We start from the raw sequence: 24,763 nt of genomic DNA on the forward strand, positions 1-24,763 counted from the left end.
GGACGAACCCCAGTGACTCTGTTAATAGTAGTAGAGACGCGCGGATCCGCGCGCTGCCGTCTGCGAAGGACTATGCGATGACCGATACGTCGATCTGGATTCTCGGTGGCTATCAGAGCGATTTCGCCAGGAACCTGGCGCGCGAGGGCGTCGACTTCGCCGGACTGTTCGCCGAAGTGGTCCCGGGCACCCTCGAGGCGGCCGCGACACCGGCCGCCGATATCGGAGTTATCCACGTGGGCAACGCCTTCGGCGAAATGTTCGCGCGCCAGGGCCATCTGGGCGCCATGCCCGCCACGGTGGTCCCGGAATTGCACGGCGTCCCGGCGACGCGGCACGAGGCGGCGTGCGCGTCGGGCTCTGTGGCGCTGCTGGCCGCGATCGCGGACCTGCGCACCGGCGACCACGACTGCGCGCTGGTGGTCGGCGCGGAACTGGAGAAGACCGTGCCGGGCGACGACGCGTCGGGGTACCTGGGCGCGGCCGCCTGGGTGGGCCACGAAGGCGAGGACGCGAAATTCGTGTGGCCCCATATGTTCTCGGTGGTGGCCGACGAGTACGACCGCCGCTACGGCCTGGACGAGCGGTACCTGCACCGCATCGCCGAGCTCAACTTCGCCAACGCCCGCCGCAATCCGAACGCCCAGACCCGCACCTGGTCGGTCCCCGATCTGGCCGCCGAGGGCGCGCGCGACGAGGTCAACCCGCTCGTGGACGGCCGGCTGCGGCGCTTCGATTGCAGCCAGATCACCGACGGCGGCGCGGGCCTGGTGGTGGTCAGCGACGCCTACCTGAAGGCCCACCCCGGCGCGAAGCCGGTGGCGCGGATCGCCGGGTGGGGGCACCGCACGGCCGCGCTCGACCTCGCGGCCAAACTGTCCCGCGCCGCCGGCGAGCCCTACATCTTCCCGCACCTGCGCCGCGCCGTGTCCGACGCGTTCACCAGGGCGCGCACCGATCTCGAGGGCGTGCACGGGCTCGAGACGCACGACTGCTTCACCCCGAGCGAGTATGTCGCGATCGACCACATCGGCCTGACCGATCCGGGACAATCGTGGCGGGCCATCGAGGACGGGGACATCGCGATCGGCGGCCGGTTCCCGATCAACCCGAGCGGCGGGCTGATCGGCGGCGGGCACCCGGTCGGCGCATCCGGGGTGCGGATGGTGCTGGACGCCGCGAAGCAGGTCGCGGGCACGGCCGGTGCGTATCAGGTCGAGGGGGCGTCGCGGTTCGCGACGCTGAACTTCGGCGGAAGCACCGCCACCGTCGTGAGCTTCGTCGTCGACGCGGCCTGAGACCGGAGAGGAATTCGTCATGGATGTCGAGATCGTCGGCCGGATGCTGTCGACGCTGTCCCCCGAGGACGACCACCCCTATCGCACCGGCCCGTGGCGGCCGCAGACCGTGGAGCGCGACGCCGACGACCTCGACGTGGTGGCCGTCGAGATCCCCCGCGACCTCGACGGGATCTACCTGCGCAACACCGAGAACCCGCTGCACCCCGCGATCAAGAACTACCACCCGTTCGACGGCGACGGGATGATCCACGTGGTCGGGTTCCGGGACGGAAAAGCCTTCTACCGCAACAGGTTCATCCGCACCGACGGACTGCTCGCGGAGAGCGAGGCGCGCGGGCCGCTGTGGGCGGGCATCTCCGAGATGCCGGAATGGTCGGCGCGCGAAGACGGTTGGGGCGCGCGTGGCCGGATGAAGGACGCGTCCAGCACCGATGTGGTCGTGCACCGCGGGATCGCGCTGACCAGTTTCTACCAGTGCGGCGATCTCTACCGCGTGAACCCCTACACCGCCGACACGCTCGGCAAGTCGACGTGGGGCGGCGCATTCCCTTCGCGCGCAGGCGTTTCCGCGCATCCGAAAATCGACGACGCGACCGGCGAGATGCTGTTCTTCAATTACGGGAAGGACGCGCCGTACATGCACTACGGCGTGGTGGACGGCAACGACGACCTGGTGCACTACACCGACATACCGCTCCCCGGTCCGCGCTTGCCGCACGATATGGCGTTCACCGAGAACTACGCGATCCTCAACGATCTGCCGTTGTTCTGGGACGAGAAACTGCTGGCCGAGGGCGCGCACGTGCCGCGTTTCCATCGCGACGTGCCGTCCCGCTTCGCCGTGCTCCCGCGCCGGGGCGGGCCCGAGCAGATCCGCTGGTTCGAGGCCGATCCCACCTACGTGCTGCACTTCGTCAACGCCTACGAGGACGGCGACACCATCGTCCTGGACGGCTTCTTCCAGGACGAGCCCGAACCCGCCGACGACGTGCACGCCGACAAGTGGCAGCGCGCGTTCCGCTACCTGGCGCTCGACCGCTTCGAATCGCGGCTGCACCGGTGGCGCCTGGACCTGCGCACCGGCGCGGTGCGCGAGGAGCGGCTCACCGAGCGGATCACCGAATTCGGCATGCTGAACCCGCGTTTCGGCGGCCGGGCGCACCGCTACATCTACGCCTCGACGGGCAAGCCGGGCTGGTTCCTGTTCGACGGGCTGGTCCGCCACGACGTCCGCACGGGCGCCGAACGGCACTACGCCTACGGCGAGGGCGTCTACGGCAGCGAGACCGCGATGGCGCCCCGGGCCGGCGCGACGGCCGAGGACGATGGCTACTTGATCACGCTCACCACCGATATGAACCGGGACGCCTCGTTCTGCCTGGTGTTCGACGCGGCGCGGGTGGAGGACGGACCGGTCTGCACGCTCGCCCTGCCCGAGCGGATCTCCAGCGGCACGCATGCGACGTGGGCGGCGGGCGAGGAACTGCGGCGGTGGCACGAGACCGATCACGCGGCGAGCGCCGTCGGCCTGTGAGGGGTTGTCAGCGGCACCGTGGCGGTCTGGTCTGGTTCGCCGTGATGGTGCTCCTGTCGGCCGCCTTGTACCGAGCCCAGGGTCGGGACCGTCACGAATCTCAGGAGTAATCCCCTGTCCATCCAGTTCAATCACACGATCGTCGCGGCGCGCGACAAGCGCGAATCGGCGGAGTTCTGGGCCGACATGCTCGGCCTCACCCCCGGAGCGGAAGCGGGCCCGTTCATCCCGCTTCCCGTGGCCAATGGCGTCACTTTCGATTTCGCGGACATCCCGCCCCATGCGGAGATGGCGCCGCAGCACTACGCCTTCCTCGTCTCCGAGGAGGAGTTCGACGCAGCCTACGCCAAGATCCTGCGCTACAAGCTGGATCACTGGGCCGATCCGCGCCAGCAGGACGCGGGGCAGATCAACCACCACGACGGTGGCCGCGGCGTCTACTTCCTCGACCCCGCCGGCCACTATCTGGAGCTGATCACCGTGCCCTACGGCGGTTGGCCGGCGTAACCCGGGTCAGGCGCTCGGCGGCGTGGGTGGCCACTGGTTCGGCGTGACCGAGGTGGGCTTGCGGGACGCGTCGTCGTCCCAGTCGAATCGCACACCCACCCACGCCTTCGGGCGGTCGAAACGGATCTCGGTGGCGGTGAAGCGCGCCGCCACGAACGAGATGTCGCCGAAGAAATCGCCTTCGGCGAAGTCGATGAGGTGACCGGCGAACCCGGCGCGGGCGAAACTCACCGCCGAGTGGAATTCCGCACCGGTGAAACCGATCTCGCGGGTGCCCCGGCCGCGTCTGCGCGCCGGGGCGCCCAGTTCGGCCTCCTCGAACGACACGGCGGTGGCGTAGAACAGCGCGCCCGCGAAGGTGACGCGACGGCCCGCCAAGCGGGTGTGGTCGAAGTCGGTCTTGTCGCCGTCGAACACGACCTTCTCGAAGATCGTGTCGTCGGCGCGGAAGGTGGCCGCGCGGAACGAGGTGGCGGGACCGGCGAACCGCGCGCCGGTGAATCCGGTGCGGTCGCCGGTGAACACGGACTCGGCGAAGGTGGTCTTGGCGCTGTCGAACACCACGTCGTCGAAAGTGGTGCGACCCGCGTGGAATTCGGCCTTGTCGAAGTTCACCACCGGGACCCGGAAGGTGGCGCCGCGGAACGTGACGTGCACGCCGGTGAACCGGGTGCGATGGAAGTAGGCATCCCGGTCACCGACGAACACGCACTTGGCGAACAGGGTGCGCCGCCCGCCGAACTCCGTCGCCTCGAAATTCGCGTTCTCGAACACCGCGCCGGTGAAGTCGAAATCGCACCGTGACCACGACACATCGGAGAACGGCCGCAGGTGCTGGGCGATGACGCGCACGATCGTGCTGCGCACCTCGCGGTCGTTGTGCCGCAACTGCTGCACGCGCTCGACCCGGCGCCCGGCCTCCTCGACCGCCTCCGTGCGCGACACCAGATGGTTCGCGCCGTCCTCGGGGTCGTAGGGCAGTCGCAGATATCCGCACAGCACGTCGATGCACTGCTGGCGCCTGCTCGGCGCCGAGAACTCGTCGGCGACACCGGCCATCGCGTAGACACCGGCGATCCGCACGGCGGGATCGGTGTCGCCCAGTTGCGCCGCGGCCGCGCCGAACAGTTCCGCGAACCGCCCGCGTTCGGAGTCGCGCTGCCTGCGGTAGGCCACGACGAGGCCGATCGCCGCGCCGACGAACGCCGCCACCGACACGGCGATCTTGGCGAGGTCCATCTGCGTGGGCGTCTCGGCCCGCGCGCCGAACACCCACCACAGCACCCACCACGCCAGGCCCGCGATCGCCAGCGCGCCCAGCACCACGGTGATGACCGCCAGCAACAGCCCGGCGCGATGTAATCGGTTGATCGTCCTCCCCCGCCTTCGCATGAGCTGCATGTTAGCCCGACCGGCACCGGGCGACCACCCCGTCGTGGACGGCCGCCGCAGCGGCGCAACCGGTTTCACGGCCGCCGCGTCGCTAAGCTCGTCTCGTGACCAGCGAAGCGCACGCCGACCTCATCGCGGCGGTCCGGAACCTGCACGACGATCTGGCCGCCTGGCTCGGGTCGGCGGCCGCGCCCGAGGTCTTCGAGCGTTTCGCCGCCGCGCAGCACGTGGACTTCACGATCGTCACGGTGTCGGGTGAGATCGCGCACCGGACCGCACTGCTCGAAGGATTGGGTGGTGCGCGAAACACCGCCCCCGGCTTGACGATCGACGTGTCCGACATCACCGTCGTGGCGCGGGCCGGGGATCAGGCGGTGGTCCGGTTCCTGGAAAGCCACCGCAGGGACGGTCACACCTCCGCGCGACGTGTCACGGCAGTCCTACTAGCGCAAGGCGATTCATTCCGGTGGCTCACGGTGCACGAAACCGCCCTGCCCGACCGGTGACTCACGCTTCCGCGCGCACCCGCCCGCGCCGCACACCCAAGCCCGCCGCCACCAGGCAGGCCAGCGCCACCACCGCCACGAACCACGGGAACACCCGGTCCAGACCCCAGGTCGTCGCGGCCCACCCCGCCGCCACGGTGGGCAGCGCCATCGACGAGTACGCCAGCAGGTAGTACGCCGACATGGTCTCGCCGCGCCGGTTCTGCGGCACCACTTCCGAGAGGTGGCGCAGGGAGCCGCCGAAGCCGAGGCCGAAGGTCGCGCCGAGCACCACGCCCGCGCCGAGCACCGCCACCCAGCTGTGGGTGGCCAGCGCCGGCACCGTGAGCAGCAGCGCCAGCGCCATACCGATATCGCCGGCAATGGCCGCCCGGCGCGCGGGGATGCGGGTCGCGAACAACTGCGCGGTGGCACCCGCCAGCGCGGTCGTGGCCACCACCACGCCGCCGAACACCAGGTTGTGGATGCCGGTCTGGCGCGCCGCCAGCGACGGGTAGAGCGAGAGCAGCACACCGAGCACCGACCACGCCGCCATTACGCCGATCGCCGAGAACCAAAAGTCGGTGCGGATCTCATGCGGCACAGCCGGTTTCGCGATACGAATGCGCCCCGCGACCCGCGCGCCGTGCGGTTCGCGCAACCACAGCACACCCACGGCGATCGCGAGGCACACCACGGTGATCACCACGTACGGCGTGCGCAGCGGGTACGGCGCGTACTGCGCGAGCAGGGCCGAGCCCATGATCGCCACGGCCATACCGACATTGAACGCCACACCGCTGAGCTGCCCCGAGCGCGCGCCGCGATCGGGGCGCAGGTCCAGCAGCGCGGCCGCGCCGGCCACCACGGTCGCGCCGACCGCCATGCCGTGTAAGGCCCTGGCCAGCAACAGCATCGGCACCGAATCGGCCACCACGAACACCGCGAGCCCGGCGATCATGGTCGCGAACGCGCCCAGCAGCACCGGCTTGCGGCCCACCACGTCGGAGATGCGCCCCGACACCAGCACCGCCACCAACGCCGCGACGGCGTACACCGCGAACACCACCGTGGTGGTGAGCGGCGAGAGGTGCCACTCCTGTTCGTAGAGGCCGTACAAGGGGGCGGGCACGCCGGAGACGCCCAGGGCGACGCCGCTCGCGGCCAGGACGAGACCGTATGCCCAGCGCTGGGCGATCCGCTCGTCGGCGACCACGGCCGTTGACGCTGTCATCATGCTCCCGATCAGGTAAGTTTGACGTTGATCGAACTCCATCGACCCTACAACCCGGTTCGATGATCATCAAACCCCCTATTGTGTGAGGTGGATCATGACCGAGACCGAGACCCTCGCGCCGGTGGCGCCCCTGCCCACGGTGCTCGGCGCCCTGCAGGACCCGGTGCGGCTGGAGATGGTGCGCCGCCTCAGCAATGCGGGCACGGCCGTGCGCTGCGGCGCCCTCTACGACGTGATCAACAAATCGACCGCCACCCACCACTTCAGAATCCTGCGCGAGGCGGGCATCATCGAACGCCTGGTCATCGACGGCCACACCTGCCAGCGCCTGCGCGCCGACGACCTGGAATCCGCACTGCCGGGCGTGCTTCCGGCGATCGTCGACGCCGCCAACCGCGCCAGCGGGGACTGAGCGCGGCCCCGTTTCCGGCCGAGCGGGGACGGGTCGGCCGTGGCAGGGCAAGCCACACCAGCCGGCTACGGCACAGACGACTCCATCCCGTACCGTTGCGGCACCCCGGGAATATGGTCGGTCGTCAAATGCACCGTGCCCCACCACATTCCGGCCATCGCCAGCGCGCCTACCGCGAGCAGTCCCGCGAGGATCTTCCCCGGGCCGATCCACTCTCCCCACCGCGCGACCAAGGCCCGCACCGCCTCCACCACGAAGGTGAGCGCGATGAGGCAGAGCGTGGTCATCACCACCGCGAACGCGACCGGCTGGCGCGCGAAGAACCGGAGAATCCCCAAGGCGGCGAGCAGGATCACGCCACCCGGCACGACCACCACCAGGCCCACCATCACGTACGTCTCGTGCCCGTCGTGTTCGGCCTCGTCGGCGTAGCCGCGCATCCACGCCCGATACAGCGCCAGATGCGACAGCGCCGCGGCGACCACTGCGAACAGCATCACCCAGTAGCCGAGGCGAACGAGCCCGGTCGTCAACTCGGCGCGCACGAGCACCCCGCCCAACCAGGCCAGCAGGGTCACGCCGACCAGCGTCACCAACGCGAGGACCGCCGACGGCCTGTCCCGGAGCCTGGTGCGGATGTAGCGCGGCGGCAGCCTGCGCCGCAACTTCCGGAAGACGCCGAACCACGCGAACGGCACCAGCACGAAGAACACCGCGCTGGCACCCCGAAGCGCGGAGATCGGCAGCAGCATCGACAGCGTCGCCGTCGCGAGCACGTACACCCACAGCACCGTCACCAATCCCAGCAACGCGCGCCACAGGATCGACGCCAGCATCCGGCGCGCCTCGGCGTCACCGGGCCGGGTCCCGAGCAGGCCGCGCAGCGTGGCGGCCGCGCGATACCGGTGGAACCCGTCCACCTCCAGCCGGGCCTTGATCCGCAGCAGGTTCTCGTTGGCGGGGTCTTCCGCGAGTCCGGCGTCGACGTGCGCCTGGGCGGCCTCGCGCTCGTGTAACTGGTGGAGCACGTCGGCGGCGGACGCGTGCACGTCGGCGTCGCCGGGGGTGAGCTCCACCGCGCGCTCGACCAGTTCCTTGGCCTCCGCGCTGATCGCGGGGTCCTGTGCCGAGTAGACCGCGAGCAGCAGGGCCAGGGCGAGCAGGACCGGTGTGCTGTGCGGTGCGAGCCGAACGGCCTCGCGCGCGCACCGGAGCGCCTCGTCCTTGTCCCCGAGCCCGGCCGAGGCCCACGCGACCGTCAGGTACGCGTCGACCCGCGCCGGATCGGCGGCGATGGCCTGCCGCCCGAGCCGCAGCGCCTCGTCGGTGTCGTCCAACCGGTACGCCACATCGGCCAGCAACTCGAGCAGCGCGGGATCGTCCGGCGCGCTCGCCAGCGCCTCCCCCGCGATGCGCCGTGCTTCGTCCAAGCGCCCCAGCTTCTTGGCGGCGCGCGCCCTTTCCAGCCGCGTCTCGACGTGCACAGTTCCCCCTCCCGCGGGCCGGATCACCCCGTCCCGCACCGTCTTTCGCCCGTCAGGCGTCCACCAACCGCCGCACCGCCGCGGGCAGGTCCCGCCTGCGCCGGTACGGTCCGGCCACCGACACCCCGTACGGCCGCGACAGCAGCGTGCGGGCGACGGCGCTGACCTCCTCGGTGGTGACGGCGTCGATGCGGCTCAGCGTCTCCGAGACGCTGCGGTGGTTGCCGTAGCTGAGTTCGCTGCGGCCGATGCGGTTCATCCGCGACGCCGAATCCTCCAGTCCCAGCACCAATCCCCCGCGCAGCGACCCCTTCGCGCGGGCGCATTCGGCGTCGGTGATGCCGTGTTCGGCGACCTCCTCGAGCACGGTGCGCGCCAGCGACGCCACCTTGCCCAGGTTCTCCGGCTGGCAGCCGATGTACACCGAGAACGCGCCGGTGTCGGCGAAGGTGTCCACGCTCGAGTACACCGAGTACGCCAGCCCGCGCTCCTCCCGGATGCGCTGGAACAGGCGCGAACTCAGCCCGCCGCCCACCACGGTGTTGAGCACCGACAGCGGCCAGCGGCGCTCGCCCTCGTGCCTGCCGAACGCGCGCACGCCGAACGCGAGGTGCGCCTGTTCGCTGTCGCGGTGGCTCCAGTGCAGCGACGGCGCGCCGGTCGGCCGGAAGCGGCCCTCGCGGCGCGGCGCGGGCTTGGCCGACGGGTCGAGCCGGTTCTCGAACGCGCGGTGCACCAGTTCCACGGTGTGGTCGTGCTCCACGTTGCCCGCGACCGCCACGACCATCCGGTCCGGCCGGTAGCGCCGCTGGTGGAAGCCGCGCAGCTGCGCGGCGTGCATGGCCTCGATGGACTCCACCGAGCCGATCACCGGCCGCCCGATCGGGTGATCCCCGAACAGGGCGGTGAGGAACGCGTCGCCGACCAGGTCCTCGGGGTCGTCGTCGCGCATCGCGATCTCCTCGAGCACCACCTGCCGCTCCACGTCCACGTCCTCGGCGCGGCACAACCCGTTGAGCACCACATCCGAGACCAGGTCCACCGCCAGCGGCAGGTCCTCGTCGAGGACGTGCGCGTAGTAGCAGGTCTGTTCCTTCGCGGTGAACGCGTTGAGCTCGCCGCCGACCGCGTCCATCGCCTGCGCGATGTCCAGGGCGGTGCGACTCGGCGTGGCCTTGAACAGCAGATGTTCCAGGAAGTGCGCCGCGCCCGCGACCGTGCGGCCCTCGTCGCGCGAGCCGACGCCGACCCATACGCCGATGGAGGCCGAACGCACACCGGGTAGATGTTCGGTGACCACCCGCAGTCCGCCGGGCAACTCCGTGCGCCGGACCCCGGTGTCCACCATCGTCGTCTCGTCCACCCGCCGCTCCAGTGACGAACCCCCCTGCCCGGTCGGGAGCAGGGGGGTTGCCGTCTTCTTCGTCGTCACAAAGACCAGTACTACTCGGTTCCGGCTTCGACGGCATCCGCCGCGGCGGGTTCCTCGGCGTTCTCCTCGACCGGGATCAGCGAGATCTTGCCGCGGTTGTCGATATCGGCGATCTCCACGCGCAGCTTGTCGCCGACGTTCACCACGTCCTCGACCTTGGCGACGCGCTTGCCGTTGCCCAGCTTGGAGATGTGCACCAGGCCGTCGCGGCCGGGCAGCAGCGAGACGAACGCGCCGAAGGCGGTGGTCTTGACGACCGTGCCCAGGAAGCGCTCGCCGACCTTCGGCAGCTGCGGGTTGGCGATGGCGTTGATCGCGTCGATCGCGGCCTGCGCCGACGGGCCGTCGGTCGCGCCGACGAACACGGTGCCGTCGTCCTCGATGGAGATGTTGGCGCCGGTGTCCTCGGTGATCTGGTTGATGACCTTGCCCTTGGGCCCGATCACCTCGCCGATCTTGTCGACCGGGATCTTGATCGCGGTGACGCGCGGCGCGTACGGGCTCATCTCGTCCGGGGTGGCGATGGCCTCGGCCATCACGTCCAGGATGGTGACGCGGGCGTCGTGCGCCTGGCTCAGCGCGCCGGCCAGCACCTGCGAGGGGATGCCGTCCAGCTTGGTGTCCAGCTGCAGCGCGGTGACGAAGTCGCGGGTGCCGGCGACCTTGAAGTCCATATCGCCGAACGCGTCCTCGGCGCCCAGGATGTCGGTCAGCGCGACGTAGCGGACCTCGTCCTCGCCCTTGTCGTTGGTGACGGTGTCGGACACCAGGCCCATCGCGATGCCCGCGACCGGCGCCTTGAGCGGCACACCGGCGTTCAGCAGCGCGAGGGTGGAGGCGCACACCGAGCCCATCGAGGTGGAGCCGTTGGAGCCCAGCGCCTCCGACACCTGACGGATCGCGTACGGGAACTCCTCCTGGCTGGGCAGCACGGGGATCAGCGCCCGCTCCGCCAGCGCGCCGTGGCCGATCTCGCGGCGCTTGGGCGAGCCCACGCGACCGGTCTCACCGGTGGAGTACGGCGGGAAGTTGTAGTGGTGCATGTAGCGCTTGGAGGTCTCCGGGCCGAGCGAGTCGACCTGCTGCGCCATCTTCACCATGTCGAGGGTGGTGACGCCCATGATCTGGGTCTCACCGCGCTCGAACAGCGCCGAACCGTGCGCGCGCGGCACCACGGCCACCTCGGCGGACAGGGCGCGGATATCGGCCAGGCCGCGGCCGTCGATGCGGAAGCCCTCGGTGAGGATGCGCTGGCGCACCAGCTTCTTGGTCACCGAGCGGAACGCGGCGCCCAGCTCCTTCTCGCGGCCGGCGAAGTCGTCGGCCAGCCGGTCCAGCACGGCGAGCTTGACCTCGTCGATCTTGGCCTCGCGCTCCTGCTTGTCGGCGATGCTGAGCGCCTGGTTCAGCTCCACCTTCGCGGTGCCCTCGACGGCCTCGAACACGTCGGACTCGTAGGGCAGGAACACCGGGAACTCACCGGTCGGCTTGGCGGCCAGCTCGGCGAGGTCGGACTGCGCGCGGCACAGGCGGGCGATGAACGGCTTGGCGGCCTCGAGGCCCTCGGCCACCACGGCCTCGGTCGGCGCCTGCGCGCCGCCCTCGATCAGCGCGATGACCTTCTCGGTGGCCTCGGCCTCGACCATCATGATGGCGACGTCACCGGACTCGACCACGCGGCCCGCGACCACCATGTCGAACACGGCGTCCTCGAGCTGCTCGTTGGTCGGGAACGCGACCCACTGGCCCTCGATCAGCGCGACGCGCACGCCGCCGACCGGGCCGGAGAACGGCAGGCCCGCGATCTGGGTGGACGCGGACGCGGCGTTGATCGCCACCACGTCGTAGAGGTCCTTGGGATCCAGGCTCAGCACGGTGACCACGACCTGGATCTCGTTGCGCAGGCCGTCGACGAACGACGGGCGCAGCGGGCGGTCGATCAGGCGGCAGGTCAGGATCGCGTCGGTGGAGGGGCGGCCCTCGCGACGGAAGAACGAGCCGGGGATGCGGCCCGCGGCGTACATGCGCTCCTCGACGTCCACCGTCAGCGGGAAGAAGTCGAACTGGTCCTTGGGCGCCTTGCTGGCGGTGGTCGCCGACAGCAGCATGGTCTCGTCGTCCAGGTAGGCGACGACGGAGCCGGCGGCCTGGCGGGCCAGGCGTCCGGTCTCGAAACGCACGGTGCGGGTGCCGAAGCTGCCGTTATCGATCAGCGCGACGGATTCGAACACACCGGGCTCGACCTCCACGGCCGAGGACTTGCGTTCAGTTGTTTCGGTCATCTCTCTTCTCTCAACCTCTCGTCTCGCCGGCTCGAGCGCATGCGAGCGCGAGCCGACTGTCGTCAGCCGTACCCGGCACGGGCGCGCGGCAGCCTTCTCGGCCGCGACGCGCACACCCGGCCGTGTCCCCTTGGAGACGGCGACGCGGAGGCGGTCATCGATCGAAGCCCAACGGCGGATTTCTCACCGGCCGAGAGGCCACTACCGAAGACCGACGCCACGCGTTCGGGTGCGTACGGCTGTGCGGTGTTGCCGTGCGCAGAATACTGTTCGGCGTTCGCGCACGGATAGCCAACGAAAAGATTGTACGTCCGACCACCTAGGGTCCATCGATCGCCTCTGCCGGGCCGCGTGTCGCCGGAAATCCCACCGCACAGAACGCGACGGCCGCTCGTGGCCCTGCCTCAGACGTTGACGATGCGGCCCCAGGTGCTCTTGTTGCCCCAGATGTTCTGCCGCAACCCTTCCCATTGCAGGACCTGCGAGTGGTCGACGAAGAGGTTGACCTCGTTGCCGTAGTTCTTGATGTACCACTCGTAGACCAGCGGATCGGCGGATTCGAACATCACGTTCTCCAGGCCGACGCCGTTGATGATCTGGGCGACCGCGCCGGTGTTCCAGTCGGCGACGTTCTCGGTGATGCCCTCCGACTCGATCATGATGATGTCGGCGCCCGCGTCCAGCGCGCGCTTGGCCCGCTCGATCAGATCGCCGACGTCCTTCTTGCCCTCGGCGGCGAGTTCGGCCTCGGTGGAGTCGCCGCCCGAACCGAACTGGATGCCGAGTTCGGGCTTGGCCTTCAGTCCGGCCTTCTTGACGCGTTCGATCAGCCGCAGCAGCCCGGAGGTGGGCACCGAGATGAAGCCCGTGGAGATCTCGATGACGTCGAATCCGACCTCCTTGGCCTCGGCGAGATACCGGTCGATGTACTGGTCGCCGTAGCGCAGCACGGTCTCGAGCCAGCCGCCGGAGGAGATGTAGGCGTCGTGTTCGTGCGCGAGATCGCTGAAGGCGCGGACCTGCTCGCGCGGGAGCAGCGCGAACGAGCCGCCCGCCCACTTCACGCCGTCGACCCACTGCCCGGCGACCTCGAGCACGTCGGCCAGGTGCCGCACACCGTAGGTGGAGTAGTAGGGGCCGCGGACCTCGGTGAGCCCGTAGGCGCGCGGCTTGGCGGGCCGGTGGGCGCGCGGGATGAAGTCGAAGGCGGTGCCGGGGGCCAGGCCCGCGGCATTGTCGACCGGTCGAATTTCGGTGGTGGTCATGGTGGTTGCCTTTCGGGTGGTGAGGGTTCGCCCGGTGTCAGTGCGCGTCGGACCGGACGGTGGACACGCGGGCCAGGAGCGCGGTGAGGGCGGCGACGTCCAGGTCCTCCAGCCGCCGCACGGCGTCGGCGATGTCCTCGCGCAGCGCGGTATCGGCGAACGGGGCGGCCAGCAGGTCGAACTTGGCGCGGGCCGCCGCCCAGGTGAGCGGATCGGTGACGAAGCCCCGGTAGTCGTCGCGGGCGGCGGCGAAGACGGTGCCGTCGGCGAGTTCGACCTCGAGTTCGGCGGGCAGCAGCCCGGGGAACTTCGCGGTGAGCTCGGGCGAGGGGGTCACCTCGACCTTCGCGAGCAGTTCCTGCACGTCGTCGGCGGCGATCCGCTCGGGCGTGTACTGCTCAGGGGTGAGGTGTCCGTCGAGCAGGGCGACCGTCAGCATGTAGGGCAGCGAGTGGTCGGCCTCCTCCTTGGTGCGGATGTCGTGCTTACCGCCCTCCTCGCCGCCGCCGATGATCGAGAACGCCACGTCGAAGGTGCGCAGCCGCACGGCGCGCACGGCCCGCGCGGTGAAACCGTCCTGCGCGCGGATGTCGAGGGCGGCGTCCAGCGCGGACTGCGAGTGGATCTCGGCGTTGTGCTTCTTCACGATCGTCCGCAGCACCGCGTCGAGACCTTCTGCCGCCCAATCGATCTCGAACGGCCCGGCGATGGCGTCCTTGAATCCCTTGTTGCCCTCGAACACCGCCTCGGGTCCGGTGATCCCCCGGCTCGCCAGCAGCGCCGCGAAGGTGGCTTCCTTGGCCGTGTTGGGGTAGGCCAAGCCTTTCCAGTGCGAGAGATTGCCGGTGCGCGTGACGCGCAGCGCGTTATTGGCGGTGCCCGCGATCGCTATCGCGTTGGCGGTCTGGGCGGCGTCGAGTCCGAGCGCCTTCGCCGCGCCCGCCGCCGCGGCGTACGCGCCCTGCGTGGTGTGGTCGAATCCCTTGTCCCGCACCGGCGCCGCCTCGGATAGGCGCACGTGCACCTGATAGGCCACGGCCAGCGCGGTCAGGAACTCCCGGCCCGACGCGCCCACGCTCTCGGCGGCGGCGAGCACCGCGCCCAGGTTGTCGGACGGGTGGTTGGTCTCGCCGCGGCCGATGAACGAGTCCATGAAATCGAGGTAGCGACTGAGCGCGCCGTTGTAGAAGGCGACCCGGTCGGGCGCGGAGCGGCCGCCGCCGATCATGGTGGAACGCGGGTCGCCGCCCAGATCGTCCACCAGCCCGCGAATGGCGATCAGGGGTGGCGCGTCGAGCGCGCCGATGGCGACGCCGAGCGTGTCGAGGACGCGAATCTTCAACTGCTCCAGCGCATCCGGTGGTATTCGGTCGACATCCGCCGCGGTGACGAAGTCCGCGAGACGCTGGACTTCGGTGGTTGTTCGTGGGGCGAGCGTACTGGTCATACAGCCTCCTCGAGCCGAAACAGACCGAGTGAATTAGGTAAGGCTTGCCTTACAATTCTCACCGTACGCTCGTACTGTTAGGAGTCAAGGAGTATGACGCACGGCACACTCGCGCCCGGGCAAACGAAAAGCCGGTGGACGGTGTGAACCGTCCACCGGCTTTCGCGAGATCGGTCGGCCCGCCGCGCGGCGAGCCGGGCGATCAGTGGGTCACCGGCGCAGGCCGAGGCGCTCGATCAGCGAACGGTAGCGCTGGATGTCCTTGTCCTGCAGGTACTTCGAGAGCCGCTTGCGACGACCGATCAGCGCCATCAGGCCGTGGCGGGTGTGGTGGTCGTGCTTGTGGACCTTCAGGTGCTCGGTGATGTCGGCGATCCGCTTCGACAGCAGCGCGATCTGGGCCTCCGGCGAACCGGTGTCCTTCTCGTGCAGGCCGTACTCGGCCAGGATGGCCGTCTTCTGCTCGGTGGTCAGCGCCACGGGGCATCCACTCCTGTTTCTCAGTTCCGCGTGTGAGGTGACCGGCGAACCGGGTGGGCGCCGCCGCGGACCGCAGCAAACCCGAGGGTCCACCTTACCGGAGGTGGATTCCGGCACCGAATCGGGTCCGTCCCGAGGTGGTGCCGCACCCGGAGCGACCCCGCGCTACGACGAGGCGGCGCGGCGCTCGGCGCTCTCGAGCAACCCGCGAGCTTTGTCCACATCGCGGCCCATCTCGGCGAGCAGCGCGTCGATCGAGTCGAACTTCTGCATACCGCGCACGTGCTCGACGAAGTCCACCGCCACGTGCTGGCCGTACAGATCGGCGTCACCGTCGATGACGTAGGCCTCCACCGTGCGCGCGCGACCGGAGAACGTGGGGTTGGTGCCCACCGAGATCGCCGCCATGGCGCGCTGGCCCGGCGTGACGGTGCCGATCGTCGGGCCGGGCCCGAGCACCGTGAACCAGCCCGCGTACACGCCGTCGGCCGGGATCGCCGCGTGCATGGGGGGCGCGACGTTCGCGGTGGGATAGCCCAGTTCGCGGCCGCGGCCGTCGCCGTGCACGACCACGCCCTCCACCCGGTGCGGGCGGCCCAGCGCCTCGGCCGCGGCGGCCATATCACCGGCGTCGACGCAAGCGCGGATGTAGGTGGAGGAGAACGTCACCGCGTGCTCGCCGAGCAGCGTGACCCCGTCGACCTCGAAGCCGAACCGGTCGCCCAGCTCGCGCATGGTCTCGATGGTGCCCGCGGCCTTCTTGCCGAAGGTGAAGTTGTCGCCCACCACGACCTCGGCCACGTGCAGGCGCTCGACCAGCAGGTCGTGGACGTAGCGGCCGGGGGTCAGCTTCATGAACTCGTGGGTGAACGGCATCACGCAGAACACGTCGACACCGAGTTCCTCGACCAGTTCCGCGCGCCGGGTGAGGGTGGTGAGCTGCGCCGGGTGGGAGCCGGGCCGCACCACCTCCATCGGATGCGGATCGAACGTCATCAGGACCGACGGCACGCCACGCGCCGCCGCGGATTTCACCGCCCTGCTGATCAACTGCGCGTGACCGCGGTGCACCCCGTCGAATACGCCGATCGTGAGCACGCACCGTCCCCAGTCCGCGGGCACCTCGTCGAGACTTCGCCATCTCTGCACAGTTCGCAGCCTACGCAAGCCCCGGAACGAACCCTATTCGGGCGTACCGGATGTCACACAACGCTTCCCCGCCGGTCGCGCACGCGACACCGCGGCGTACCGCGCCGGACGGTCACCGAGGGGTACGCGGCCCGCCGTCGCGACTGGTCACGGGGGCGATCGCGACCGGGCGGACGGCCGAACACGACTTGGCCGCATCCCGGTGTCCGACTGTGTGAAAATGCGGCGATGTGCATAAGCTCGGGTATGTGCCAGGCAAACGTGATATCGCCACCCGCCGCGAGTTGAGCGACGGCTCCGCGGCGACCGAGCCGACGGGCAGCACCGCCACCCTCGCACCGGAGCTGACCTCGGTTGCCCAGGACTATCTGAAGGTCATCTGGACCGCCCAGGAGTGGTCGCAGGAGAAGGTGTCCACCAAGCTGCTGGCCGAACGCATCGGCGTCTCGGCGTCCACCGTGTCCGAGGCCGTGCGCAAGCTCGCCGACCAGGGTCTGGTGGAACACGCCAGGTACGGATCGATCACGCTCACCGACCACGGCCGCCGCGCCGCCGTCGCCATGGTGCGTAGGCACCGGCTCATCGAGACGTTCCTCGTCAACGAGCTCGGCTACGGCTGGGACGAGGTGCACGACGAGGCCGAGGTGCTCGAGCACGCGGTGTCGGAACTGCTGATGGCGCGCATCGACGCCAAACTCGGCTACCCCGACCGCGACCCGCACGGCGACCCCATCCCCTCGGTGGACGGCGCGGTGCCCACGCCCCCGGCCCGCCAGCTCACCGATTTCGAGGCGAACCAGGGCGGACGCGTCGCCCGCATCTCCGACTCCGACCCCGACATGCTGCGCTACTTCGACTCGGTCGGGATCGCGCTGGACACCCTGATCACGGTGGTCGAGCGCCGCGATTTCGCGGGGACCATCGCGGTGCGGATCGGGGACGCGGAAGCGCCGATCGACCTGGGGCGTCCCGCTACGGACGCCATTTGGATCACGACCTGAGGGTCGCGGTCAGCACGCCGTGAAGTAGATATCCAGGCGGGCCGGGGCGCCGTCGGCGACGGCTTCGCTCCAGCACTGGTTGTGCGGGAAGCGCACGTAGGTGCGCCAGCCGTCGGGGCCGTGGCGGACGATGCGCTGGCTGTCGCCGGGGATGTCCCACACGATGACCGCCCAGCCGCCGTCGCAGCCGGAGACCGAGGGGACGTAGTTCCCGAGTTCGCCGAGTTCACCGTGGCGGCCGAGATCGTCGACGATCCGCGTCACCGCGCACTCCGGTCCGGACACCGGGTCGTTGAACCGCAGCTGCCCGGTGACGTGCTGGCCGGCGTGGGTGACGAACAGCGTGTGCATGCCTTCGGGGACCGGATCGGTGCCGGCGGGCGGGTCCATGCGGAAGCGGTAGCAGCCGACCGGAGCGGTGAACGTGGCGCGCCCGTCGCTGCCGGTGGTGGCGTCCCAGCGCCCGATCTCGGTGGCGCCCAACGGGATATCGTTGTTCGCCTGGTCGCAGGGCTGCATCCGCATCAGCGTCACCGGCACGCCGGGGACGGCCGCACCACCCAGCGTCACCGTCTCCAGCACGACGGTCCCCTGCGCGGGCGACTCCGGCGGAATGGCGGGCGGCGGCGCCGAGGGCGGCTGCACCGGACTGGGCTGCCCGCCGCCGGGCGCGGTGGGCGCGGCCGCGATCCCCGGACTCTGCGGTGTCGGCGCGGTCGTCGCATCGGGCAGGGTGATGCTCGGCAAGCTGTCGACCTGCTCCGCCGCCCGGTCTTTCGCGCACCCGGCCACCGCGACCGCCACGCACACCGCCATCACACACCCGAACCACCGCTTCACCACACACCTCCGCAGAGTCCGCTGACACCCGGCCTATCGAGCGCACGACCCCCGCGTCAGCCCGCACCGGTCAAGTGAGCCAGGGAGTTACCGGCCCGCGCCCATCCGTGATCGGTGTGGTCGCGGGACCGCACGTGGTCGCCTGAAGTTTCGTTGTCGAGATAGATGATCCGCCTGCTGCGGGGAGTGCGTGGGGAAACCGGGCCGGATGCGCGCCTCGGTGGTCGCGGATGCGCGCCTCGGCGATCGCGAACGCAAGCCTCGGCGATCGCGGGGACCCAACCTCAGCGATCCCGACCGCACACCACGGCGACCCTGGACGCCGCTTCGGCGATCCGGGATGCCGCGCAGGTCCGGACCCCGCTGTCGCCGGTCGCGTTCGGGCCGATCCCGGCGGCCCCGAGGCGGGTAGGAATCGGCCGGCGCGGGCGGCCGTTGGTGGCGACGCCGGACCGCTCTCCACATCCGGGACGAACATTTCCGGGACCGCTGCGAACAACGACGAGAACAGCTGTCGGCCAACAGATCTGGGCCGACACAAGATCACATTGCAGAGACTTCAACTCAGTGCTATATCAAATCTATGTTGTGGTAGTCAGATTTTCTCCACCACTCAGTGGAGAACACCTGCTCCGCCCTCGCACCTACCGCCCGGAATCCGCGTGCGGGTACGACGACGTTCCGCACCCGGTCCCGGTGCGCCACTCCACCGACGCTCGACCTGTCACCGGAGGTCTCGACCCATGTACGGCGCCCTCGACAACATCGCCCCCACCATCCCGTTCAACCACATCGCACCCCCCACCCTCGAGCTGAGCCTCGACGGCTCACTCACCACACCCCTCGACCTCGCCACCACCTCGACCACACCACCCCGTCCGGTCGCCGCACCCCGCGGCGGTGCTGGACCGATCGCGCCCACCACGACTCCCAGCGAGGGCGCCGCACCTGTCGCGCCGGCCTCCGCACCCCACTGCCGCGCCACCGAACCCGATGCACGCAACGCGCCTCTCCGCGCCGCCGACGCACCCGGTGCCATCACCGCGTCACGCAGCGCCGCCGCGGCTGCCGAGACCCCGACTCGTGCCGCCGCCAAGCCCCTCACGCACACCGCCGCACCCCATGGTCGCACCGGCGAACCGGCCACACCCAGAGCGCCTCGCATCGCAGTCGCGGCCACCACAACGACGGGTTCGCCCCGCGCCGTAACCACACCTGTCAAGCCTCCGGCTCCCGCCGCACCCACCAAGCCCTTCGTGGCCACCGCAACACCCCGCGACCCCGCCGCCACTCGCTGCTCGGTCACCACACCTGGCACCCACACCGAGACGCGCGACTCTGTCGCCGCCGAGACTCCGACTCGTGCGGCCGCACCCACCAAGGCTCTCGCGCCCGCCGCCGCGCCTCACGGTCGCGCCACCGTGCCCGCCCCACCCAGCGCGCCTCTCGGCGCAGCTGACGCACCCGGTGCCACCGCTACGCACAGCGTCGGCGCCGCGTCCACCGAGACTCCGACTTCCGGCTCCGCACCCACCGAACTCCTTGTCCACGCCGCCACACCCCACGGTCGTGCCGCCGTGGTCGCCGCACCTCCCAGCCGTGCTGTCGCATCCACTACGCCTCGAGTCCCTGTTCCCCCACCTCCCGGCCCGGGTGGGGGATCACCCGGACCCACCCCGCCCGGCCGCAACTCCGCACCGGCCGATTTGCTCCCGGTACCTCGTCCTCCGGCCGCGCCTGTCGCTCCGGCCGGGACGCACGACCGGCCGAGTGAATGGCATCCCGGCATGCTCTGGTGGGACGCGAGCACGGTGCGGGTGACCCGGTCGGTGGCATCGGGACCCTGGCCGACCGTCGCCCACTTGGTGATCCCGATCGATCGCGGCCAGCTCGCGTTCCGTCTCTCGTCCGGGTCCAGCGAAGCGCGGCAGCTGGCTCGGGATCCGCGTGTGATCGTGCAGGCCGGGGACTGGCGCGGCAGGCCCGCGGTCGGCTCCCGCCAGCATCAAGGCGTCGCCGAAGTCGTCCACGCGGGACCCTTGTTCGACAAGATCACGGCGGGTCTGGAACTCAAATACGGCATGCGTCTCGGACTGGCCGAGCTGTACCACCGGATGGCACTGGGCTCCGCCCCGTACGGCGATCTCGCCGTCGTGGTGACGGTCCACGAGACCGCCCTGATGCCACCGGTCGGCTGATCCCGCACACCGTCAGGGCCGGGGCCGGCCGACCCACGGGCCTCGGCGACTTCACCGACGCGCGTTACGACTCAGCCGACGGCTGCTCGCGCGGCTTTCCCGCTCAGCGAGCCAGGTCGTCCCGCAGGGGCGGGACTTCGGAGGGGAACGCTCGCTCTCGCGGCCTCCCGCTCAGCGGGCGAGTTCGTCCAGGAGGGCGCGGAATTCGGACGGGGAGAGGTAACCGTCACCGTCGTGGTCGGCCGCCGCGAGGAGGTCGGCGGCCGGGGTATCGATCAGGCCCGCACCGACGTGGCGGATGAGGTTCTCCAGTTCCTCGACGGAGATGCGCCCGTCGCCGTTGGCGTCGAAGACGCGGAAGGCGGCGTCGGCGTCGTTCACGTCGAGACGCCCGGCCACCAGCGCGGCGTCGAATTCGGCACGCGAGACGAGGAAGTCGCCGTTGGTGTCGGCGGCCGCGACCATCCGCTCCACGGCCTCGGTGTCGACCTCGAGCCCCAGCGACCCGATGCCCTCGACGATGTCGCGCACCGAGACGAGCCCGTCGCCATCCCGATCCCACAACTCGAACGTGTCGACCGGCTTCTCACTCATACCCACTGCCTTCCCGGCCCACAATCCGGCGCTTACAACCACCGCCCACTGTACGGGGACCGCCCGCCCCCAGCAGCCCACGGCCACACCGGGATTCGGGCCTGCTCCCTCGAACACCCGGCGGCGGCTCGCCTTCCCGCGACGGCAGCGAATGACGGAATCGGCACTGCCCCCGACCACGTGGCGCACTCGCAACTGGCGAGGCGCCCAAGTCCCTCAGTCCACCAATCCGCGCGGGCGCACCACGAACACCGGCGACGACCGCTTGCCCTTCTCCTCCAGCAACGCGATGGCGATCCCCTCCGGCGTGAGGGCGGCGTGCACGCCCTCGATACCGACCGGGTCGAGCCAGCGCCCGTCGCGCAGGGATTCGGCTTCGTCCGCGTCGATGGTGCGGTGCGGGAAGGCGATTCGGATGGCCTCGTCGATGCCGAGGTTCAGGGTGGGATCGTCGGCGAGCGCTTCGAGGGTGCGCGCGTGCTCGAGGGTGAAGGGGCCCACTCGGGTGCGGCGCAACGCCGTGAGGTGGCCGCCGACACCCAGCGCCGCGCCCAGATCGCGGGCGAGCGCGCGCACGTAGGTGCCCGACGAGCACTCCACCACCACGTCCAGGTCGACGTACCCACCGTCGGCGACGTCCCGCCGCGCCAGCACGTCGAACCGCGACACCGTGACCGGGCGGGCGGCCAGTTTCACCTCCTCGCCCGCGCGATGGCGGGCGTACGCGCGTTCCCCGTTCACCTTGATCGCGCTGACCGTGGCGGGGACCTGCTGGATCTCGCCGGTCAGCGCGGCGACCCCCGCCGCGATCTCGGCGTCGGTGACGTGCAGCGCCGACGAGGTGGTGAGCGTTTCCCCTTCCGCGTCATCGGTACTGGTGGCCGCGCCGAGCCGGATGGTCGCCGTGTACGCCTTGGTGGTCAGCGTCAGCAGGCCGAGCAGTTTCGTGGCCCGTTCCACGCCGAGCACCAGCACGCCGGTGGCCATCGGGTCGAGGGTGCCCGCGTGCCCGACTTTCTTGGTGCGCAACAGTTTCCGGCAGCGTGACACCACATCGTGGCTGGTCCACCCGCCGTCCTTGTCGACGATGAGCAGGCCGCCGAGCACGTCGGGGCGGGTTCCGGCGTCGGTCATGCGTGCGCGATCGCGGCCAGGATGAGACCGTCGCCGATGCGCCAGCGCCCGTCGAACGAGGTGAGCGGCAGGCCGCCGTCATGGGTCTGGCCGGGCACCAGCAGTTCGCTGCGGAAGGTGCCCGAGCCGGTGCCCTCCCCCACCTCGTCGACGGTGAACGTGATGCGCGCTTCCTCGAAGCCGAGCCAGCGCGTGGTGAGCGGGAACCACGCCTTGTAGGTGGCTTCCTTCGCGCAGAACAGCAACCGGTCCAGGTGCAGGCCGGTGTCGGTGGACGCCAGCCATGCGCGTTCCTCCGGGAGGCTGGTCGATTCGAGCACGCCCTCGGGCAGCGCGCCGTGCGGTTCGGCGTCGATCCCGACGGAACGGAACCGCATCTTGTGCGCGAGCGCCGCCGCCCGGTATCCGTCGCAGTGGGTGAGGCTGCCGACGATGCCGCGCGGCCACACCGGCGCCCCGCGCTCGCCCTTGCCGATGGCGACGGGCGGCTCGCCGAGCTGTTCCAGCGCGAGGCGGGCGCAATGCCGGGCGCCGATGAAGTCGCGGCGGCGCTTCTCCACCGATTTGGCGATGAGATGCTCTTCCGCCGGATGGGGTTTCAGATCATCCGGGTAGTCCAGCAGTTCCGCCGAGGCGATCCCGCCGGGCAGAATGTTCTCGATCAGCGTCTTCACCTCTCCGCGCGGTCCGGGTGCGGACCGTCCTCCCGCCGGGCGGATCGCCCGTGCGCCCACCAACTCCGTAGCCCGATCGAGCCTACCGGCCGCTCAGACGCCCCGCCGACGCTGGGCGCGGCTGCGCATCTCGGCGGCGGCCGCCTCCATCTCGGGTGTCACCTGGAAGTGGCCGCCCCACTTGTTGAGGGTGCCGGGCGGGTACTCCGGGGCGGGCAGGATCTGGCGCAGCAGCCGGTCGGGCAGCCCGCGCCGCTGCCACTCTCTCGGATAGCCGAGCGACACCTCTTCGAAGCGGACGCCGTCGTAGTGCGAGGTGCGCGGGATGTGCAGGTGCCCGTACACCGAGCACACCACGTTGTAGCGGGTGTGCCAGTCGGCGGTGAGTTCGGTGCCGCACCACAGCGCGAACTCGGGGTAGAACAGCACGTCGGTGGGCTGGCGGACCATCGGGAAGTGGTTGATCAGCACGACCGGGGTGTCGGGTCCGAGTGCGTCGAGCTTGCGTTTGGTGACCTGCACGCGGGCGTGACACCACGCGTCGCGGGTGAGGTACGGCTCCGGGGAGAGCAGGAATTCGTCGGTGGCCACCACGTTGCGTTCGCGGGCGATCGCCAGGCCCTCGGCCTTGGTGGTGGCGCCCTCCGGCAGGAACGAGTAGTCGTAGAGCAGGAACAGGGGCGCGAGGGTGACCGCGCCGCCGTACTGTTCGCTGCCCGCGCCGCGCCAGACGGGGAACGGATCCTCCGGGGTGATCACGTCCAGATCGCGGCAGATCGACACCAGGTACTCGTAACGGGCGACGCCGTGCATCTGCACCGGATCCTTGGCGGTCGTCCACAGTTCGTGGTTGCCCGGCACCCAGATGACCTGCTTGAACCGGCTGCGCAACAGCTCCAGCGCCCACCGGATGTCGTCGGATTTCTCGGCGACGTCACCGGCCACGATGAGCCAGTCCTCCGGCGAATCGGGCCGGATCTCCTCCACGACGGGACGATTCCCCTGGTGGCCGACATGAATGTCGCTCACCGCCATCAACTTGGGTATCACCACACCCACCCTGTCATACCGTGCTCCTTCCGCCACCCGACCATGCCCGATGCGAACGCTCCCCGGCGCGTTCCCATTCCGGACCCCTCACTGCCACGGATCGACCACGGGCACCCCCGCGGCGCGAAACGGCTCGACATCGCGGGTGGCGACCGCCATATCGGAGGCCGCCGCCGTGGCGGCGATCAGCCCGTCGGCTATCCCGATCGCCACTCCGGCCGACCGGGCCGTCACCATGAGATCGGCGTACGCGCCGGACGCCGGGATATCGACGTCGAGAATTCGCCCATCGAACAAAGGCAGCACCCGGCGTTCCAGGTTGTCGCGCAACAGATCTCGCCGCGTTCCCGAAGGCATGGCCGCGACACCGAACCGCAACTCGGCGATGGTGATGACCGAGAGGTACAGGGTCGCCACATTCTGCGCGTCGAGCCAGGCGACGACGCGCGGATCGGGTGTCTTGCGCAGCGGTTCGGAGATGACGTTCGTGTCGAGGATGATCACCCGAACTCCATCGGCCGCACCGGGGTCCGATCACGGGCCGCCAGCGCGTCGACCTCGTCGTCGCCGAGCGCCACCTCCCGCCCGATCTCGACCAGGACAGACCCCAGCTCCACGCGACCGGGCGGCAGAACCGCCTCGGCGATGATCGACCGCAACTCCGCCTCCGCGCTCCGACCGTGCGCCGCCGCCCGCAGCCGCAGGGCACGGTGCACTTCGTCCGGAATGTTCCGCACCGTCAGGTTGACCACTGCCCTCACCCCTCCCGTAATGCTGTCAATGCAGTCATCGTACGCCCGATGCATGCACCCTGTCGGGCGCGCGGACTTCCGCCTCCAGACACGACGAACCAGGCGGCTCGAAT

The 24,763-nt window shown here is 70.2% G+C and carries 23 protein-coding genes; 7 read left to right on the plus strand and 16 right to left on the minus strand.

The genetic code is table 11. The annotated features are described in order from the left end of the window. Positions 1-77: 77 nt before the first annotated feature. From DFR74_RS03010 to DFR74_RS03020, 3 genes are all read left to right on the plus strand, one after another. Positions 78-1,298, plus strand: a complete 1,221-nt coding sequence (locus tag DFR74_RS03010; protein ID WP_198161867.1) for an acetyl-CoA acetyltransferase — start codon at positions 78-80, stop codon at positions 1,296-1,298. Between the two features lie 19 nt (positions 1,299-1,317). After that, complete coding sequence (locus tag DFR74_RS03015) at positions 1,318-2,835, plus strand: carotenoid oxygenase family protein (RefSeq protein ID WP_067512945.1); 1,518 nt, start codon at positions 1,318-1,320, stop codon at positions 2,833-2,835. Positions 2,836-2,949: 114 nt separating this feature from the next. Beyond that, positions 2,950-3,342, plus strand: coding sequence for a VOC family protein (locus DFR74_RS03020; protein ID WP_067512943.1), 393 nt, complete (start codon positions 2,950-2,952; stop codon positions 3,340-3,342). Between the two features lie 6 nt (positions 3,343-3,348). Here the strand turns inward: DFR74_RS03020 and DFR74_RS03025 are convergent, their stop codons facing one another. Then, positions 3,349-4,734, minus strand: coding sequence for a pentapeptide repeat-containing protein (locus DFR74_RS03025; protein WP_067512982.1), 1,386 nt, complete (start codon positions 4,732-4,734; stop codon positions 3,349-3,351). A gap of 104 nt (positions 4,735-4,838) precedes the next feature. Between DFR74_RS03025 and DFR74_RS03030 the strand changes: the two genes are divergently transcribed. After that, the gene (locus tag DFR74_RS03030; protein WP_067512941.1) at positions 4,839-5,240 is read left to right on the plus strand and encodes a nuclear transport factor 2 family protein; all 402 of its coding nucleotides are present in this window, start codon (positions 4,839-4,841) and stop codon (positions 5,238-5,240) included. Position 5,241: 1 nt separating this feature from the next. Here DFR74_RS03030 and DFR74_RS03035 read toward each other — a convergent pair whose 3' ends face one another. Beyond that, positions 5,242-6,453 carry an MFS transporter gene (locus tag DFR74_RS03035; protein WP_067512980.1) on the minus strand — a complete coding sequence of 404 codons (1,212 nt, stop codon included), beginning with the start codon at positions 6,451-6,453 and terminating at the stop codon, positions 5,242-5,244. Between the two features lie 97 nt (positions 6,454-6,550). On the opposite strand from DFR74_RS03035, the gene DFR74_RS03040 reads away from it, so the two are divergent. Further along, on the plus strand, positions 6,551-6,868 hold the full coding sequence (locus DFR74_RS03040; protein ID WP_067512939.1) for an ArsR/SmtB family transcription factor: 318 nt from the start codon (positions 6,551-6,553) through the stop codon (positions 6,866-6,868). Positions 6,869-6,933: 65 nt separating this feature from the next. On the opposite strand, the gene DFR74_RS03045 is transcribed toward DFR74_RS03040, so the two are convergent. The 7 genes from DFR74_RS03045 to DFR74_RS03075 all read right to left on the minus strand — a co-directional run bounded on the left by DFR74_RS03045 (position 6,934) and on the right by DFR74_RS03075 (position 16,407). Then, positions 6,934-8,352, minus strand: a complete 1,419-nt coding sequence (locus DFR74_RS03045; RefSeq protein WP_067512937.1) for a tetratricopeptide repeat protein — start codon at positions 8,350-8,352, stop codon at positions 6,934-6,936. A gap of 52 nt (positions 8,353-8,404) precedes the next feature. After that, the gene (locus tag DFR74_RS03050; protein WP_067512978.1) at positions 8,405-9,700 is read right to left on the minus strand and encodes a M16 family metallopeptidase; all 1,296 of its coding nucleotides are present in this window, start codon (positions 9,698-9,700) and stop codon (positions 8,405-8,407) included. 95 nt (positions 9,701-9,795) lie between these two features. Continuing rightward, positions 9,796-12,066, minus strand: coding sequence for a polyribonucleotide nucleotidyltransferase (locus tag DFR74_RS03055; RefSeq protein ID WP_067512935.1), 2,271 nt, complete (start codon positions 12,064-12,066; stop codon positions 9,796-9,798). Positions 12,067-12,470: 404 nt separating this feature from the next. Further along, positions 12,471-13,331, minus strand: coding sequence for a phosphosulfolactate synthase (locus DFR74_RS03060; protein ID WP_067512933.1), 861 nt, complete (start codon positions 13,329-13,331; stop codon positions 12,471-12,473). A 37-nt stretch (positions 13,332-13,368) separates the two neighbouring features. After that, positions 13,369-14,778 carry an MmgE/PrpD family protein gene (locus DFR74_RS03065; RefSeq protein WP_067512931.1) on the minus strand — a complete coding sequence of 470 codons (1,410 nt, stop codon included), beginning with the start codon at positions 14,776-14,778 and terminating at the stop codon, positions 13,369-13,371. 210 nt (positions 14,779-14,988) lie between these two features. Then, a complete protein-coding gene (gene rpsO, locus DFR74_RS03070; RefSeq protein WP_067512929.1) occupies positions 14,989-15,258 on the minus strand; it encodes a 30S ribosomal protein S15 in 270 nt (89 codons plus the stop codon). A 165-nt stretch (positions 15,259-15,423) separates the two neighbouring features. Beyond that, entirely contained in the window at positions 15,424-16,407 is a 984-nt protein-coding gene (locus DFR74_RS03075; protein WP_084538057.1) for a bifunctional riboflavin kinase/FAD synthetase, read from the minus strand. 284 nt (positions 16,408-16,691) lie between these two features. Here DFR74_RS03075 and DFR74_RS03080 point away from each other — a divergent pair, with 284 nt between their 5' ends. Next, the gene (locus DFR74_RS03080) at positions 16,692-17,408 is read left to right on the plus strand and encodes a metal-dependent transcriptional regulator (RefSeq protein ID WP_067512976.1); all 717 of its coding nucleotides are present in this window, start codon (positions 16,692-16,694) and stop codon (positions 17,406-17,408) included. Between the two features lie 9 nt (positions 17,409-17,417). Here DFR74_RS03080 and DFR74_RS03085 read toward each other — a convergent pair whose 3' ends face one another. Next, a complete protein-coding gene (locus DFR74_RS03085; protein WP_228790845.1) occupies positions 17,418-18,248 on the minus strand; it encodes a hypothetical protein in 831 nt (276 codons plus the stop codon). Positions 18,249-20,035: 1,787 nt separating this feature from the next. Between DFR74_RS03085 and DFR74_RS03095 the strand changes: the two genes are divergently transcribed. Continuing rightward, a complete protein-coding gene (locus DFR74_RS03095; protein ID WP_232331874.1) occupies positions 20,036-20,446 on the plus strand; it encodes a PNPOx family protein in 411 nt (136 codons plus the stop codon). A 171-nt stretch (positions 20,447-20,617) separates the two neighbouring features. On the opposite strand, the gene DFR74_RS03100 is transcribed toward DFR74_RS03095, so the two are convergent. The 6 genes from DFR74_RS03100 to DFR74_RS03125 all read right to left on the minus strand — a co-directional run bounded on the left by DFR74_RS03100 (position 20,618) and on the right by DFR74_RS03125 (position 24,650). Beyond that, positions 20,618-21,040: an EF-hand domain-containing protein gene (locus DFR74_RS03100; RefSeq protein ID WP_067512923.1), complete on the minus strand. Its 423-nt coding sequence runs from the start codon at positions 21,038-21,040 to the stop codon at positions 20,618-20,620. Positions 21,041-21,256: 216 nt separating this feature from the next. Continuing rightward, entirely contained in the window at positions 21,257-22,174 is a 918-nt protein-coding gene (gene truB / locus DFR74_RS03105) for a tRNA pseudouridine(55) synthase TruB (RefSeq protein WP_067512921.1), read from the minus strand. After that, a complete protein-coding gene (gene npt / locus DFR74_RS03110; protein ID WP_067512972.1) occupies positions 22,171-22,839 on the minus strand; it encodes a 4'-phosphopantetheinyl transferase Npt in 669 nt (222 codons plus the stop codon). The genes truB and npt overlap by 4 nt, the downstream gene beginning before the upstream one ends. A gap of 102 nt (positions 22,840-22,941) precedes the next feature. Next, positions 22,942-23,898, minus strand: coding sequence for a metallophosphoesterase family protein (locus DFR74_RS03115; RefSeq protein ID WP_113974965.1), 957 nt, complete (start codon positions 23,896-23,898; stop codon positions 22,942-22,944). A gap of 87 nt (positions 23,899-23,985) precedes the next feature. Further along, positions 23,986-24,402, minus strand: a complete 417-nt coding sequence (locus DFR74_RS03120; protein WP_067512919.1) for a type II toxin-antitoxin system VapC family toxin — start codon at positions 24,400-24,402, stop codon at positions 23,986-23,988. Further along, entirely contained in the window at positions 24,399-24,650 is a 252-nt protein-coding gene (locus tag DFR74_RS03125) for a FitA-like ribbon-helix-helix domain-containing protein (RefSeq protein ID WP_067512917.1), read from the minus strand. The genes DFR74_RS03120 and DFR74_RS03125 overlap by 4 nt, the downstream gene beginning before the upstream one ends. Positions 24,651-24,763 lie beyond the last annotated feature (113 nt).

Origin of the sequence: Nocardia puris, assembly GCF_003315035.1 — a bacterium.
In the GTDB taxonomy this organism is placed as follows: domain Bacteria; phylum Actinomycetota; class Actinomycetes; order Mycobacteriales; family Mycobacteriaceae; genus Nocardia; species Nocardia puris.

Bases quoted from the DNA above. Each gene is read 5' to 3' on its own strand.
- DFR74_RS03010 (WP_198161867.1), top strand. From the start codon at position 78: ATGACCGATACGTCGATCTGGATTCTCGGTGGCTATCAGAGCGATTTC.
- DFR74_RS03015 (WP_067512945.1), top strand. From the start codon at position 1,318: ATGGATGTCGAGATCGTCGGCCGGATGCTGTCGACGCTGTCCCCCGAG.
- DFR74_RS03025 (WP_067512982.1), bottom strand. From the start codon at position 4,734: ATGCGAAGGCGGGGGAGGACGATCAACCGATTACATCGCGCCGGGCTG.
- DFR74_RS03035 (WP_067512980.1), bottom strand. From the start codon at position 6,453: ATGACAGCGTCAACGGCCGTGGTCGCCGACGAGCGGATCGCCCAGCGC.
- DFR74_RS03040 (WP_067512939.1), top strand. From the start codon at position 6,551: ATGACCGAGACCGAGACCCTCGCGCCGGTGGCGCCCCTGCCCACGGTG.
- DFR74_RS03050 (WP_067512978.1), bottom strand. From the start codon at position 9,700: ATGGTGGACACCGGGGTCCGGCGCACGGAGTTGCCCGGCGGACTGCGG.
- DFR74_RS03055 (WP_067512935.1), bottom strand. From the start codon at position 12,066: ATGACCGAAACAACTGAACGCAAGTCCTCGGCCGTGGAGGTCGAGCCC.
- DFR74_RS03060 (WP_067512933.1), bottom strand. From the start codon at position 13,331: ATGACCACCACCGAAATTCGACCGGTCGACAATGCCGCGGGCCTGGCC.
- DFR74_RS03065 (WP_067512931.1), bottom strand. From the start codon at position 14,778: ATGACCAGTACGCTCGCCCCACGAACAACCACCGAAGTCCAGCGTCTC.
- DFR74_RS03095 (WP_232331874.1), top strand. From the start codon at position 20,036: ATGCTCTGGTGGGACGCGAGCACGGTGCGGGTGACCCGGTCGGTGGCA.
- DFR74_RS03100 (WP_067512923.1), bottom strand. From the start codon at position 21,040: ATGAGTGAGAAGCCGGTCGACACGTTCGAGTTGTGGGATCGGGATGGC.
- truB (WP_067512921.1), bottom strand. From the start codon at position 22,174: ATGACCGACGCCGGAACCCGCCCCGACGTGCTCGGCGGCCTGCTCATC.